Consider the following 14,094-nt stretch of genomic DNA (forward strand, 5'->3'; position numbering starts at 1 on the left):
ACTGACCGGTATATTTCTTCCAAATCTCAACTTTTGAGTAATTCCCCGAAAGATACTCTTTGATCATTTCTTCCCGTTCAGCCCAACTCAGAGATCCTATTCCTCTTGTTTTTTGTTCTTTTTGTCGTTTCATAGTAGTTTACTTTGTGTAAACTCAATTCAGGACAAGTCATCCTGAAAAATCTCCCCATTTACCCCGGGAAGAACCCTTCAGCATGTTGGCTAGCATGATCGTAGTCCAGAGATCCACACCACCGCCTCGGCCCCCCATGTGATTGTCGTTGTCATTTTTGTTTTTGATCATTGGCAAGATCACAAAGAGCACGATGAAGAGAAGCAAGAGGAAAATCGCACCTCCATGATTGCCGTCAGAGACCACTTCCTCGGCTTTGTATTCGCCTGATGCCAGCTTGATTATCATATCGGTAGCTTGGTCCAAGCCCTGATAATAAGCCTCCATTTTGAAATTGGGGATGATCAGATTGGAGACAATTCGCTTAGCCAAGGCATCCGGCACAGCTCCTTCCATCCCATATCCTGTGGCAATAAAGACCTTCCGGTCATCCGTTGCCGCCAAAATCAAAATCCCGTTGTCATTCTGAGCTCCTCCTATCCCCCACTTCTCTGCGAGCTGAAAAGAATAATCCGCAATGTCATAATCCCCTACCGAGCGAATCATCACGATTGCTATCTGGGTGGAGGTGCTGTCATTGTAAGCCACCAACTTTTGCTCCAACTGATTCACCTCTTGTGCACTCAGCGTGGAGGTGAAGTCATTGACTAGCCTTGGGGGAGTGGGCACCTCAGGAAAGTCCTGAGCGAGCAGTGTCCCCCAAGTGAATAAAAGGAGAAAGAAAAGAAGAGGGGATTTACCCAAAGGAAATGTCATCCGATAGTTCGTTTTTGTCTGTGTCAGGATTGTAGGGGAAGTGCTTGCTGAGCTGCAAGCCTGCCTGCTCGATGCCTGCGATTAGACCCTGAGTAAACTGCCCCTGACGAAAATGCTGAGCCATAAGATCTTTGGATTTCTCCCAAAAATCCGACTCCACCCGGCTGTTGATTCCTCCATCCCCCAAAATGGCAAACTTGTGATCTACCACTGCCAAGTAGAAAAGCACGCCATTTCTTTCTTGTGTTTGATACATTTTGAGGGTTTCGAACACCTCAGCCGCACGGTCGAGCACCTCTCCCTTGCAGTGATTTTCGATGTGGACCTGGATCTCCCCGGAGGTCTGCATTTCGGCAGCCTGTATAGCATCGATTATTTTTTGTCTATCCTCCTGAGAAAATAATCTTTCAGCCATGTCGCTTAGAATTGTACTGTAGGGGCATTTTCAGCACCTGCTGCAGCCTCAAAGTAACCTTTGGTCTCAAAGCCGTACATGCCGGCAAAAAGGTTGTTGGGGAAAGTTCTCAGATTGGAATTGTAATCCTGCACGGAGGTGTTGAAATTTCTTCTGGCTACAGAAATCCTGTTTTCAGTTCCTTCCAATTGGGCTTGTAGCTCCAGGAAGTTTTGATTAGCCTTCAGGTCAGGATACCGCTCCACAGTGACCAACAGTCTACTCAATGCTCCGGAAAGCTGCTCCTGAGCCTGCTGAAATTCAGCCAACTTTTCTGGCGTCAGGTTGGTTGGGTCGATCTGAACAGAAGTGGCTTTGGATCGGGCCTCGATGACCCCGGTGAGGGTCTCCTGCTCAAAGTCCGCATAGCCCTTTACTGTATTTACCAGATTAGGAATCAAATCGGCTCTTCTTTGGTACTGAGTTTCTACTTCTGCCCACTGTCCGTTGATTACCTCTTCTTTTTGCACAAATTGATTGTAGGTACCCACCGCTTTGGTGTAGATGAAGATGCCCACTACGGCAATAATTGCAATCGGTACGAGAAATTTTTTCATAGTTTGAAGTTGATTTAAAAGCGAAAGAAATACACGCAAAATCCTCGCTGGGGTTGTGAAGATAATTCCAAAGTTACCCAAATATTCTTTTGCAGACCCGGGTTTATATCTGCTTTTTCAGAAAAATACTCACTTTATAATCCTGGTATTGATTGAGATCGTTGTTTTGATAGCGCCTCATTTCGAGCTGAATTTCCTTACCTTCCTCAGACCTCAAGAGCTTGAATACTTCACTTAGCTCCCAAAGAAAAATAGGGACCCCGTTGATGGCAAGAATCTCATCAAATGGCAATATCCCCACCTTATATCCCGGTGATCCCTTTCTCACATCGCCTACATAGATTCTCGTTTCATCCACAGGCACCTTTTTGACAATGAGTCCACTCATGTCAAACTCAAAAGGATTGTAAAAAGTCTGCCCTTTTCGAAATAAGGCTCTCCCTCTGGGATAGTCCAAAATCATCCGAGTACGGCCCAATACCTCCGATCCCAAGCTACCTTTTCGTCCACTGGCTTTGATTACGGAGCTGTATTCGGTCTCCTCCGGGTAGGAAGTCAGCACTTCTTTCAAGGTCAAACTCTCGAGATGAAGGGAATTGACTCTACCGATAAAGCCATAGAGCACTCCACCCAAAGATTGTCCCAGCTCAGACTCTATAAAAATGTCCGGCATTTTGATCGAGTCACTCGTTTCCCTGTTCAGGAGTAGTCCATGGTTAGCCCCTGTATCTATCAATAATTTCGCTCTCAGCTTAGGACCGTTTTTCTGTTTGATTCTGGCCTGGATGTAGGATTTCCCATCGTCTACCTCCAAGCCAAGTTTTCTATAAAATGGCGGCCTCCATTTCATGGCTTTTCCCCGGAAAAAATCCAGCCAGCCGTCGTCATAGTTGATTCGAACTGGGTTGTATTTGAAAAACTCATATCCCAACACCCCATAGACAGGCACCCCAATCACGGCCTCCAGTTCAAAAAAATCATTTTCCAGTACTAATAAGCTTTGAAGTCGGCCCTCCACCGGGCCTAGATCCAGGGTATTGATCGGAGACACTTGAGCCATGATACTCGTGCTTCCATCGGCCCCGACAATATTGATTCTACGGGTGTATTCCAATCCCAGAGCATCCCCTAACTTTTTTGAAAAAAGCAGGTTGGATTTCACTCCTGTATCCACCAGGAAATTGACCGGCTCACTGCCATTGATAGAGACTGGGAGAATAATCAAGCTATTAGAGGCATAAAAAGGAATCCTCACCATGCGCTTTTCCTCCTTCATAAAAAATCCGGGAACCTGAGCCCACGTCAGAGCTGTGGATAGGAATAACAAAAAAAGGAGAAAAGCCTTTTTCAAATCAGGTTCTTTTGGGATGAGATTTATTCTAAAGTTAGAAATTGTAAGCAGTGCCATTGAAGGAAAAACCAACATTTACACAGAAAAGGTTGAAGAAATGCCAGGATTTTAATTTTTAATTTAGATCAATCCCAAATTACCCCTCATTGTTTACCTCAAGTTGTCAATATTTTAAGAATACTTGATCTTTAAAAATTCAAGTTTCACCTACTTATGGCAGACACTGTACTGATCGAAAAAGCCAAAAAAATCTTCGAAAACTACCTGGCCAAGCAAGGAAGCCGGAAAACACCCGAGCGTTTTTCTGTAATCGACGAGCTTTATCTCCTCCCCGAGGACGAGCACATCGACGTAGAAGGTCTTTTTCTCAAGATGAGAAATAAAGGCTATACGATCAGCAGAGCCACTATTTACAATACGCTAGACCTACTGGTAGAAAGTGGCTTAGCGGTCAAGCACCAGTTCAAAGACAAAGTAGCACTCTACGAACAAGCCCTGACCTACAAGCACCATGATCACCATGTCTGCAATCAATGCCGGAAGATCCGGGAATTCTCAGATCCGAAAATCAACGAAATCAAGGAGGCCATGGGAAGGGAATTTCAATCCTCCATCAGCAGCCACTCCCTGGTCCTTTACGGAGACTGCCGGATCGAAAACTGCGAGAATCTCAAAGACCTGAATCTCGTCTGAAAATCTTTTTATAAATCGGCTTCCTGTAGGCAAACTGCAACCAAAGCGCGGGATAAAGCAACCAAGTCATCAAGCTAAATGGGGCCTCATAGGTGATTTCATCCCGAATGATCGAGCCTATACCAGTGGAGATCACCCGATGCTTGTGCTTCCATTTTTTTAGGAAAAAAGGCAACTCCGTCCCTTCATCGATAAAATAAAACTCCAAATCAGTGGTCTTATCCTCGGTAATTTCACTGGTCCATTTTTGCTTGAAAAGCAGAAAGTTCAATTCCAGACTGACCAGATTACCTTTTTCCGAACCATCAAAGCGCAGCAGCTTTACCGGAGGAAAAGGCGGGGAAAGCCGTTTAAAAAGCGACTCATCAAAGCCTTTTTTTACATCCAGGTAGCCTTGCTCAACGGGAGTTTCTATGGTTAGTTTCATGGATCAATAGTCAAATGGTGGATGGAAGCTAGGTAGAGGAGATAGGAATAAGTGGAAAGACAAACTCCCTTTTTCAAAAACTGAGGGTGAAAAGCAGAAAAAGAATCAGCCAAATCACGTCCATAAAGTGCCAGTAAACGGTGAATAAGCGAATTCTCATTTTTTCGAAGGGGTTGGTCACCAAGACCAGTTTTCGGATACCGTCCTCCTGTGTTTTGCGCAGCTGAAACAGAAGAATGAGGGCAAAAATCATTGCTCCCAAAAGATGGAAAACGTGAATTCCTGAAAGCACAAAAAGAAAACTGCCGCTGGGAATCCCGGTGAAATTTACCCCCATACTATCCAGTTCTTTCCATCCTGCAAACTGAAGCAAAGTAAAGGCTAAGCCCAAAAAGAAGGTATTCCTGAGTGCTGATTCGAGTTGGGGGATTTTTTCCTCCTGATAGTAAAGCCTCATTTTGGAAGCTGTGTAACCGCTAAGGACCAAAAGAAAAGTCGAAATCAGGAAGGCTACAGGAATGTGACGGTTGAAACCCTCCAGCTGATGAAGTCCCGAAAAGATAAATGCAACTGCTAGAAAAAGGAAAATCAGTCCACTCCCCAGCATCCCCAAATACAATAAAGTCTCATAAGGATGCATCCGCTCTATGCGCTGAAACCAAGTGAGTGATTCTTCGGATCTTTTCATGAAAGGAAAAACATTTAAAAATTCCCTTGGTTCAGAAAAATAGCAAATACCTGAGTCCAACCCCCAAAAAAGAAGCAAAAGCCCTACTTTTGTCTCCTCAAATTCCTAACCAACCTTGCAACGATCGGAATTCCTCTCCCTATACCAAGCAGACCCCTCGATCCAGACCCTGAATCTAGAGCTAGAAAAAGCCCCGGGCCAACGCATCCAGCTCAAAGGCCTTTCAGGAAGCTTGGATATGGTCGTGTTTGCTTCCAATTTCAAAAAAAAGGGCGGTTTTCATCTGATTATTGCCCAGGATAAAGAAGAAGCAGCCTATCTGAATACAGATCTTCAAAACTTACTGGAGATCGAGGACTTCCTCATTTTTCCGGGTAGCTTCAAGCGCCCCTATCTATACGACGAGGTCGATAATGCCAATGTGCTCATGCGGTCCGAAGTCCTCAATGAGATTTTGGATCGCAAAGAAGAACCCAAAATAATCATCACCTATCCAGAGGCGATCTATGAAAAAGTGATCAACCGGCGTTCATTGGTGGACCACACGTTTTCTATTCGGGTCGGGGAGGCTGTGGACATGGAGTTTGTGTCCGAGCTGCTGAGCAGTTATGACTTTGAGCGGACAGATTTTGTCTATGAGCCAGGTCAATTTTCTATCCGTGGGGGGATTTTGGATGTTTTTTCGTATTCCCATGAGCATCCTTATCGATTGGAGCTTTTTGGAAAAGAAGTGGAAAGCATCCGGACGTTTGATCCGGAGACCCAGCTTTCGGTGGCCACGGTAGAAAAAATTTCCCTTGTACCCAATGTCCAAACCAAGCTCCTGCAGGAAGTCAGGCAGTCTTTTTTGGAGTTTCTACCCAAAGATTCCAAAGTCTGGATCAAAGACTTCCAGCTCACAGTAGATGTCATTGACGAGTGTTTTCACAAAGCTGAACAAGCCTTTTCTCAAATAGTAAAGCAAAGCCAGACCGACAAGCTGGTCCTGAAGCCCCAAGATCTTTTTGAACGGGGAGTGGATTTCAAAGGCGCTGTCTTGAAGTTCACCACCCTTGAATTCGGACGGCAGTTTTATCTGAAAGCCGACCTTCAGCTTACCTGGGACAGCCAGCCCCAGCCTTCATTCAATAAAAACTTTGACCTTTTGGTCACCAATCTGTCGGAAAATGAGAGGATGGGCTTCACCAATTTGGTGGTGGCTGAAAATGAAAAGCAAATCGACCGGCTCTTAGGCATTTTTCACGAACTCGACCCTACGCTAAAGGTCCAGAGTATGCTGATCGGACTGAGAGAGGGCTTTGTGGACCGACAGCAAAAGCTTGTCTGCTATACCGATCATCAGCTTTTTGAGCGATTTCACCGATACCGGGGTAGAAAAAAGGCGAGCAAATCCAAGGCGCTCACCATCAAAGAGCTGAAAGCACTTCATCCGGGTGACTACATCGTCCATGTTGACTATGGAGTGGGGCGCTTTGCAGGTTTGGAAAAAGTCGACGTGAATGGGAAAATGCAGGAAGCGGTTCGCCTCGTCTTCAGAGACGATGACCTGCTCTATGTGAATGTGCACTCCCTTCACAAAATCTCCAAATACTCCGGACAGGAGGGGCAAATGCCTTCCATGTCCAAACTGGGCTCCCCGGAGTGGGAAAACAAAAAATCCCGGGTCAAAAAGCAGGTCAAGGATATTGCCAAAGACTTGATTAATCTCTATGCAAAACGGCGTTCGGCTCCCGGTTTTGCTTTTTCCCAAGACTCAGTGCTTCAGATTGAGCTGGAATCTTCCTTTATCTACGAAGACACCCCTGACCAGGCCTTGGCTACCTCGGATGTCAAGTCGGATATGGAAAAAGGATATCCCATGGACCGACTAGTCTGCGGTGATGTGGGATTTGGGAAAACAGAAGTGGCCGTCAGGGCAGCGTTCAAGGCCGTAAATGACCGAAAGCAAGTCGCGGTACTTGTTCCCACGACCATTTTGGCCATGCAGCACTACCAGACTTTCAAGGAGCGGCTGGAAAATTTCCCGGTGAAAGTGGAATACATCAACCGATTTCGCACGGCCAAGGAGATCAAAGAAATCATCAGTCAGGTCAAAACCGGGGAAATTGACATTCTGGTAGGTACACACAAGATTGTTAACAAGGAAATTGTCTTCAAGGACCTTGGCCTTTTGATTATTGACGAAGAGCAAAAATTCGGCGTCAAGGTCAAGGATCAGTTGAAAAATCTACGGGTTAACGTGGATGTATTGACACTCACAGCTACCCCTATTCCAAGGACTCTGCACTTTTCTCTGATGGGTGCCAGAGACCTGTCAGTCATCGCTACTCCCCCTCCAAACAGGCAACCGGTGACCACGGAAGTTCAGACTTTTCAGGAAGAAGTCATCCGGGACGCCGTAGCCTACGAGTTGAGAAGAGGAGGTCAGGTGTTTTTCGTCCATAATCGGGTAGGCGAAATAGAAAGTATTGCCAACCTGATCATGAAGCTGGTTCCAGATGCTCGAGTAGTCGGTGCTCATGGACAATTGGATGGGAAAAAGCTGGAAAAAATCATGGTGGACTTCATCAACCATGAATACGATGTACTCGTCTCCACCAATATCATTGAATCTGGGCTGGATATTCCAAATGCCAATACGATCATTATCAATCGAGCACATATGTTTGGTCTTAGTGACCTGCACCAGATGCGGGGAAGAGTAGGCCGAAGTAACAAAAAGGCCTTTTGTTATTTGCTTACCAGCCCAATGTCCGGATTGACCCCGGAAGCGAGGAAAAGATTGCAGACTCTAGAGGAATTTTCAGATTTGGGAGATGGATTCAAGGTAGCCATGAAAGATCTGGATATCCGGGGCGCAGGCAATCTCCTTGGAGCTGAGCAAAGCGGATTTATTACTGATTTGGGCTTTGAGATGTACCATAAAATCTTGGATGAAGCAGTCCAGGAGCTGAAGGAAAACGAATTTGCCGCACTTTTTGAGACGGATCTGAAAGAGAAAGTGAAGGTTTTGGTACAGGATTGTACCATCGAGACTGATTTGGAGCTTTTGATTCCGGAAGAATATGTTGGAAATATCAGTGAGCGATTAGGCCTATATTCCAAACTGGATGCGATCAAGAATGAGGCAGAATTGGAGAAATTCCGATCCATGCTTTTAGATAGATTTGGGCCAGTGCCAGAAGCGGTAGGAGATCTCTTGGAAACTGTCAAAGTACGCTGGCAGGCTGAAAAGCTGGGTATAGAAAAACTGGTGCTAAAGGGACAACAGATGAAATGCCACTTGCTGCCTTCATCCAGAGATGATTATTATTCCTCAGCGATTTTTGGGAAAATGATGAAATTCGCTCAGCTTCATCCGAAAGTCTGCAAAATAAAAGAGTATAAGAATCGTTTAATTTTCACGATCGAGGGAGTCAAAACGATCCAAAAGGCAGAAAAGACACTTTTGGAGATGAATTCTTGAGAAATTTTAAAAAAATTTAACTGGCATAAATATTGTGTTTTCGAATATCAATTTTGCAGATTATGCTTGAAATTGACACTTAGGCAAATATTTGCATCCTATTTTATAAAATAATCCATTGTAAGTCGGTTTCAATGCCATTATATTAGCCCGTTGAAATTAGACCAAAATCTAAAAATATGCGTCTTAACAGAAAATCTTGGGGAATGTGGGCATCAGCCTTCTTGATGCTTTCAGCCGGAATTTTGAGCTCTTGTAATAAGACTCCCGGATATGGAAGGAGAACAGCCAATGACCCCGGAAAGCGAAGTGCTACCACAGGTGCTGAGTTTTCATTTGATGAGCAAGATTCCACTCAATTTTTTGTCGCCAGAAAAGCTGAGCAAATTCCAGGACCCAATTTGAAATTCATTCAAGGTGGTAGAATGGTTTTAGGCTCCCAAGAAGATGACGTAATGGCTTTCCGAGACAATTTGGAAAGAACAGTATCTATTGCAAGTTTCTACATGGATGAAACTGAAATTACCAACAACGATTACAGGGAGTTTCTTTTCAACATGAAAAAAGAAGTAAGTGCTGATTCTTTGGCCAAATTGGAACCAGCTGATAATGTTTGGTCTGGTGCGATGTCATTCAATGACCTTTATCAATCTTACTATTTCAGATTTCCTGGATTCAATTTCTACCCGGTAGCAGGTGTATCTTGGACCCAAGCTAATGTCTATACCAAGTGGAGAACTGCTTACGTCCAGGAATTGGTGAGAAAGGAGAGAGGTATTGACTCTACCTTCACCAAAAATCAATTGATTGAAAGAGGTGTTGCGATGGCAGACTTTAGATTGCCAAATGAAGCAGAATGGGAATATGCCGCCAAAGCGATGATCGGAACCCAATATTTGGATGAAAACCAGGAATATGGAAGGATTTATCCTTGGGATGGTAGAGGCGTAAGAAATCCTTACAACGTGAAGAGAAAAGGAAAGCAGGGTGACTTCTTGGCCAACTTCAAGCGAGGCCGAGGTGACTATGCAGGTATCTCTGGTAATCAGAGAAATGACGGGGAAATTCTTCCAACCAACGTATATGACATGGCTCCTAATGATTTTGGCCTATATCACATGGCAGGAAACATGAATGAGTGGGTATATGACGTGTATCGACCGTTGACTTTCCAAGATGCAGATGATCTCAACCCTCTGAGAAAAGATGGGGTTTACGATGAAGAGGATACTTATGAAACCTCCATGTTTACCGATGAGTTGAGAGTTTACAAAGGTGGATCTTGGAAAGATGTAGCCTACTGGCTGGCTCCAGGTACCAGACGATTTATGCATCAGGATTCGGCTACCAATCACATTGGTTTCCGATGTGCAATGATTTCGATAGGAGAACGCGGTAAGTAATTCCAAAAATATAAATGAAGCCCGGTAGTGATACCGGGCTTTTTTAATGGTCACAATGGAAGAAGAAAAAGACGGATTCCCTGTTTTTTATGCTGATTCGGCCCGGGCTTGGAGAGATTGGCTAGAGAGGAATCATGCCTCCCAATCCTCTGTATGGCTGGTAATTTTTAAAAAGGACAGTCAGGTTCCCAGTCTGTCTGTGAATGAAGCCATTGATGAGGCACTTTGCTTCGGCTGGGTAGACAGCAAGCCCAATAAAAGGGATGATAAAAGTTACTATCTCTATTTCTCCCAAAGAAAGCCAAAAAGCAACTGGAGCAAAGTCAATAAGGACAAAGTTGAATATCTGATCAAACTGGGGAAAATGACCTCCTCCGGTTGGAAAATGATTGAATTAGCCAAAGCAACTGGAACTTGGGATGCGCTAAATGAAGTTGATTCATTGTTGGAACCCGAGGATCTAGCCAAAGCCTTAGAATCCAATCCTACAGCCAAAGGATATTGGGGGAAATTCCCTCCATCTGCCAGAAGAGGAATTTTGGAATGGATTCTAAATGCCAAAACTGCAGCAACCCGAACCAAACGGATTACAGAGACCGTGCTCTTAGCCGAAAAAAATTTCCGGGCCAATTCTTATCCAAAGCCTAAGCTATAACTATCAAAAAAGGCCTCAAGATTACTCCTGAGGCCTTTTTAGATATTTTGTTTTTTGGTTATCGGATCACATCGTATCCACTTTCTTCTGTCTTCCGGTGTAGCCGAAGCTGCTCTTGCCCACTCTCAGCTCTGTGCGTCTGTTCAGCTGGTGCATCGCCGGCGTGCAGGTCACGCTGTTGCAGTCGTGAACCGGCCGGGTCTCCCCAAACCACTGGTACTCCAGTCGGTTTTCCTCGATACCCCGGTTGATCAGGTACTGCTTCACCACATCGGCTCTGCGCTCGGACAGCTTCTCGTTGTACTCGTCACTGCCCCGCTGGTCGGTATGTCCCTCGATGTACAGCATCAGATTCGGAAGTCTCCTCAGCATCGCACCCACCTGCTCCAGCTCCTGCTTGGACACCGATCTGAGCATCGACTTGTCAAAGTCAAAGTAGATCGTCGGGATCTCCGCTATCTCCTCCTGAATCTTCTCAAACAGATCCTCCGGCTGGCAGAAGTCCATGTCCTTCAGCTCCTGAGGAATCTCGTAGCTCTTGGTCGGGTCAGGAAACGCCTCCAGCACCAGCTCCGATCTCCTGTTCAGCTGATGGCTGTCCTCCGAGCACGGTTTCCCGTTCCCGCAGTCGTTGACCAGCTGACTCTCTCCAAACCACTCCAACCTGATCCGGTCTGAGCTGATTCCCTTCGCCCCCAGGTACTCGGTCACCGCCTTCGCCCGGTTGTTGGACAGACGGATGTTGTACTCGTCACTCGCTCTGGAGTCCGTGTGGCTGGCCACCAGCAGGTCCAGGAAGCTGTATTTCTCCATCAGCTCGGCCAGTTTGTCCAGCGCCGGCATTGCATCCTTGCGGATCGCAAACTTGTCCAGGTCGTAGTACACCAGGTCCACGTGCACCGGCAGCTGATACGGGATCGGTACCAGCTGGTACTCCCGCTTCACCGTGTCCCCGGCAAAGCCTTTCGTGCTGATCGTCTCGTCAGTCAGCGGGAAGTAGCCTGGCTTACTGATCGTAATTCCGAAGTCACTCTCCGGCTCCAGTTGGGCCGTCAGCTCCCCTTTGCCATTTCTGGCGGTAGGGACCATGATCCCCTGCGTCTTGTCACGGAACGTGGCCAGGTAGCTCTCCGTGATCACGTTGCCATTACAATCCAGTACTCTGGCCAAAAACTGCTTGTACATCTCCTTGGCCATGTAAATGTCATCCAGTCCCTTGCCGCCCTTTCGGTTGGAGGACAGGTACACTGTCTTGTCCTTGTCTTCCCGGTAGGCAAAGTCATCGGCCAGCGAGTTGATCGGATAGCCCATGTTTCGTGTATTGCTGATAGTGGCTTCCGTATAGTCCGCTTCAAACACATCCATCCCCCCGAAGCCTTCATGACCCGTCGAACTGAAGTAAAACTTGTTCCCTTTGCGGAACGGATGCGTCTCGTTGGCCGACGTATTCACACCGGGGCCCAAAGGTACCGCGCTGCCGAACAGCAGGCTGTCTCCCGATACGCTGTATTCGCTGTAGTACAGGTCATAGCCGCCCAGACCTCCCGGCATATCCGAGGAAAAGTACAGCCTGCCGGCTTCCTCATCCACATACGGGTGCATCACCGAGTAACGCAGCGAGTCATTCAGCGGAAAGGCTTTCGCTCCTTCCAGCTTCCCTTCTGCATTCACCTTGCTGTAGTAGATCTCCACCTGAACCACAACCGTGTCCTTTCTGGGCTTCACCTTGCCCGGGTCACGGGTCACCGTGTAAAACAGCACCTTCTCCTTCACCGAGTAGCTCGGGTCCGAAAAGCTCTTCGTCTTCGGCACGTCGCTCACCATCGCACTGATGTTGCCTTCCCCGTCCTGACGGTACACCGTGAAGTATCCCCGGTCGGTGTAGTCGCTCTTCTCCTGGCTGAACAGCTTGTTCCGACCGTCGATCCGGATACCCGGCATCTTGTCCGGATAGCTGCCCCCCCGGTCCGAAACAAAGTACTTGTTCCCCTGGCCATCTTCCACCATCGAAAAGTCCGATTCACTGCTGTTCAGCTCTTCCACATTCTCCAGCTTCAGCTTCCTGGCACTCTCCGGAATGTCCCGCTTCTCGATCCCCAGGCTGTCCGCTGTCAAGCCCTTCGCCTGGATAATCGATACCGCTTCCTCAAAGTTGTCGGTTAATATCCCCGCTCTCAGCAGCTCCCGGTAATCTTCGCCCGTTGCTTCCTCGTAGCCCACCGTGGTCTTCCACCAGTCGTAAGATGCTTGGTAATCCCTTATCTTGTCCTGGGCCAGCGCCGTCTTCCGCGCCGTCTCGTAGTTGGGCTTCTTCGCGTACGCTTCCTTGTACACGTCCAGCGCATGCTGGTAGTTCATCAGCTCCATCTGCTCGTCAGCATAGCGTACTCTCGATTTCTGTGCCTCCGCTATACCCGTGGTCCCGATCAGCAAGCCTGCCGTTATTGTCAGTAGTGTCAGTGTCTTTTTCATAATCAGAACCATCTTTGGTTTTTCATCATTGAAGTCCTCGGTATCATATAGAAGCCCAGTGAAAACTCGTGCGAGTTGCTCCGGTAGTCCTGCAGCACGTTCAGGTTGTGGTCATACGCATACCCGATACGCAACCGGTCCGTGGCAAATATCTCGATGATCGCCGCTATTGCGTTCCGGCTGCTCAGGTTCTCTTCCAGATTGTCGTTCCAGATCTTCATGTTGCTCCGGTAACTGCCCCCCAACCAGATCCGGTCGTAAAACAGAAACATCGCGTTCAGATCGTAATTCGTCGGCGCTCCCTTCACTTCCTTGATCAGAAAGCTCGGCTTGAACGACACCGTCTCCGACAGCTCCAGCAAGGCGCCCGCCGTCAGGTAGTAGTGGAAGTCATGATACGCCAACGCCACATCCTCACGCTCCAAGGCCTTCTTGCCGATCATGTTGTACACACTGAAGCCCGCATAAAACTTCGGCGTGTGGAAAAACAAACCCGAATTCAGGTTCGGTGTGAACAGGTTCACACGTCCCTCCGGAATCTCCACATCGTTCGGATCATTCGGATCCAGCAGGTCCCCATCGATCATGTACTCGGTCACTCCCGCACTCACGCCCAAACCCAGGTGGCTCCTCGCTCCCGTCTGAATCCGGTACGAATACGTCAGCAATCCCCCAGTCGTACGCGCAGGACCCAGATTGTCCGACAAAATCGAAATCCCGAAGCCCATCGTCCCCTCGTTCGCACTCAGGTCCGCGGTCACCGTGAACGTCTCCGGACTGCCCGGAAAACGGATCCACTGGCTCCGGTAAGTCGTCTGGATGTACGGCTCCCCCTTGTAACCAGCATACCCCGGGTTCACATGCAGCCCGTTGAATATGTACTGGCTGAACTGTGGCAGCTGCTGGCCAAAACTACCCCCGGTACCCCAAAGGGATACCAAAAGGGTCAGTGCTATCAATTTAAAAGTCGTTTTCATAAGTGAGAGCGAGGATGATTTTCTAATTCATTTTAAAAGCCAGCTGACCTATATCTTGTCCT

General features: G+C 47.2%; 12 protein-coding genes. 4 read left to right on the forward strand and 8 right to left on the reverse strand.

Translation table 11 applies throughout. The features are described 5' to 3' along the window. Positions 1–169: 169 nt before the first annotated feature. The 4 genes from AAA938_RS16770 to AAA938_RS16785 form a co-directional block, all read right to left on the reverse strand. Positions 170–889 (reverse strand): TPM domain-containing protein, encoded by a 720-nt coding sequence (locus AAA938_RS16770; RefSeq protein ID WP_338229917.1) that lies wholly within the window; start codon positions 887–889, stop codon positions 170–172. Further along, positions 870–1,304 carry a TPM domain-containing protein gene (locus AAA938_RS16775; RefSeq protein WP_338229918.1) on the reverse strand — a complete coding sequence of 145 codons (435 nt, stop codon included), beginning with the start codon at positions 1,302–1,304 and terminating at the stop codon, positions 870–872. The genes AAA938_RS16770 and AAA938_RS16775 overlap by 20 nt, the downstream gene beginning before the upstream one ends. A 5-nt stretch (positions 1,305–1,309) precedes the next feature. Further along, positions 1,310–1,900: a LemA family protein gene (locus AAA938_RS16780; protein WP_338229919.1), complete on the reverse strand. Its 591-nt coding sequence runs from the start codon at positions 1,898–1,900 to the stop codon at positions 1,310–1,312. A 103-nt stretch (positions 1,901–2,003) separates the two neighbouring features. Beyond that, the gene (locus AAA938_RS16785) at positions 2,004–3,176 is read right to left on the reverse strand and encodes a pepsin/retropepsin-like aspartic protease family protein (RefSeq protein WP_338229920.1); all 1,173 of its coding nucleotides are present in this window, start codon (positions 3,174–3,176) and stop codon (positions 2,004–2,006) included. Between the two features lie 288 nt (positions 3,177–3,464). On the opposite strand from AAA938_RS16785, the gene AAA938_RS16790 reads away from it, so the two are divergent. Further along, the gene (locus AAA938_RS16790) at positions 3,465–3,944 is read left to right on the forward strand and encodes a Fur family transcriptional regulator (RefSeq protein WP_338229921.1); all 480 of its coding nucleotides are present in this window, start codon (positions 3,465–3,467) and stop codon (positions 3,942–3,944) included. Here the strand turns inward: AAA938_RS16790 and AAA938_RS16795 are convergent. Both AAA938_RS16795 and AAA938_RS16800 read right to left on the reverse strand, forming a co-directional pair. After that, on the reverse strand, positions 3,922–4,371 hold the full coding sequence (locus AAA938_RS16795; RefSeq protein WP_338229922.1) for an SRPBCC family protein: 450 nt from the start codon (positions 4,369–4,371) through the stop codon (positions 3,922–3,924). The two genes, AAA938_RS16790 and AAA938_RS16795, sit on opposite strands and share 23 nt — an antisense overlap. A 73-nt stretch (positions 4,372–4,444) precedes the next feature. Next, positions 4,445–5,059: a cytochrome c oxidase subunit 3 gene (locus AAA938_RS16800; protein ID WP_338229923.1), complete on the reverse strand. Its 615-nt coding sequence runs from the start codon at positions 5,057–5,059 to the stop codon at positions 4,445–4,447. 115 nt (positions 5,060–5,174) lie between these two features. On the opposite strand from AAA938_RS16800, the gene mfd reads away from it, so the two are divergent. From mfd to AAA938_RS16815, 3 genes are all read left to right on the forward strand, one after another. Beyond that, on the forward strand, positions 5,175–8,525 hold the full coding sequence (gene mfd / locus AAA938_RS16805; protein WP_338229924.1) for a transcription-repair coupling factor: 3,351 nt from the start codon (positions 5,175–5,177) through the stop codon (positions 8,523–8,525). Between the two features lie 179 nt (positions 8,526–8,704). Continuing rightward, positions 8,705–9,928 carry a gliding motility lipoprotein GldJ gene (gldJ, locus tag AAA938_RS16810; protein ID WP_338229925.1) on the forward strand — a complete coding sequence of 408 codons (1,224 nt, stop codon included), beginning with the start codon at positions 8,705–8,707 and terminating at the stop codon, positions 9,926–9,928. 46 nt (positions 9,929–9,974) lie between these two features. Next, positions 9,975–10,583, forward strand: a complete 609-nt coding sequence (locus AAA938_RS16815; RefSeq protein WP_338229926.1) for a YdeI/OmpD-associated family protein — start codon at positions 9,975–9,977, stop codon at positions 10,581–10,583. 66 nt (positions 10,584–10,649) lie between these two features. Here AAA938_RS16815 and AAA938_RS16820 read toward each other — a convergent pair whose 3' ends face one another. Further along, the gene (locus AAA938_RS16820) at positions 10,650–13,055 is read right to left on the reverse strand and encodes an OmpA family protein (protein WP_338229927.1); all 2,406 of its coding nucleotides are present in this window, start codon (positions 13,053–13,055) and stop codon (positions 10,650–10,652) included. A gap of 2 nt (positions 13,056–13,057) precedes the next feature. Next, positions 13,058–14,032 carry a PorP/SprF family type IX secretion system membrane protein gene (locus tag AAA938_RS16825; protein ID WP_338229928.1) on the reverse strand — a complete coding sequence of 325 codons (975 nt, stop codon included), beginning with the start codon at positions 14,030–14,032 and terminating at the stop codon, positions 13,058–13,060. Positions 14,033–14,094: the final 62 nt, after the last annotated feature.

Source organism: Algoriphagus taiwanensis (assembly GCF_036245645.1).
GTDB lineage: Bacteria > Bacteroidota > Bacteroidia > Cytophagales > Cyclobacteriaceae > Algoriphagus > Algoriphagus taiwanensis.

Bases quoted from the DNA above. Each gene is read 5' to 3' on its own strand.
- AAA938_RS16785 (WP_338229920.1), bottom strand. From the start codon at position 3,176: ATGAAGGAGGAAAAGCGCATGGTGAGGATTCCTTTTTATGCCTCTAAT.
- AAA938_RS16825 (WP_338229928.1), bottom strand. From the start codon at position 14,032: ATGAAAACGACTTTTAAATTGATAGCACTGACCCTTTTGGTATCCCTT.
- AAA938_RS16775 (WP_338229918.1), bottom strand. From the start codon at position 1,304: ATGGCTGAAAGATTATTTTCTCAGGAGGATAGACAAAAAATAATCGAT.
- AAA938_RS16795 (WP_338229922.1), bottom strand. From the start codon at position 4,371: ATGAAACTAACCATAGAAACTCCCGTTGAGCAAGGCTACCTGGATGTA.
- AAA938_RS16770 (WP_338229917.1), bottom strand. From the start codon at position 889: ATGACATTTCCTTTGGGTAAATCCCCTCTTCTTTTCTTTCTCCTTTTA.
- gldJ (WP_338229925.1), top strand. From the start codon at position 8,705: ATGCGTCTTAACAGAAAATCTTGGGGAATGTGGGCATCAGCCTTCTTG.
- AAA938_RS16815 (WP_338229926.1), top strand. From the start codon at position 9,975: ATGGTCACAATGGAAGAAGAAAAAGACGGATTCCCTGTTTTTTATGCT.
- AAA938_RS16800 (WP_338229923.1), bottom strand. From the start codon at position 5,059: ATGAAAAGATCCGAAGAATCACTCACTTGGTTTCAGCGCATAGAGCGG.
- AAA938_RS16790 (WP_338229921.1), top strand. From the start codon at position 3,465: ATGGCAGACACTGTACTGATCGAAAAAGCCAAAAAAATCTTCGAAAAC.
- AAA938_RS16780 (WP_338229919.1), bottom strand. From the start codon at position 1,900: ATGAAAAAATTTCTCGTACCGATTGCAATTATTGCCGTAGTGGGCATC.
- AAA938_RS16820 (WP_338229927.1), bottom strand. From the start codon at position 13,055: ATGAAAAAGACACTGACACTACTGACAATAACGGCAGGCTTGCTGATC.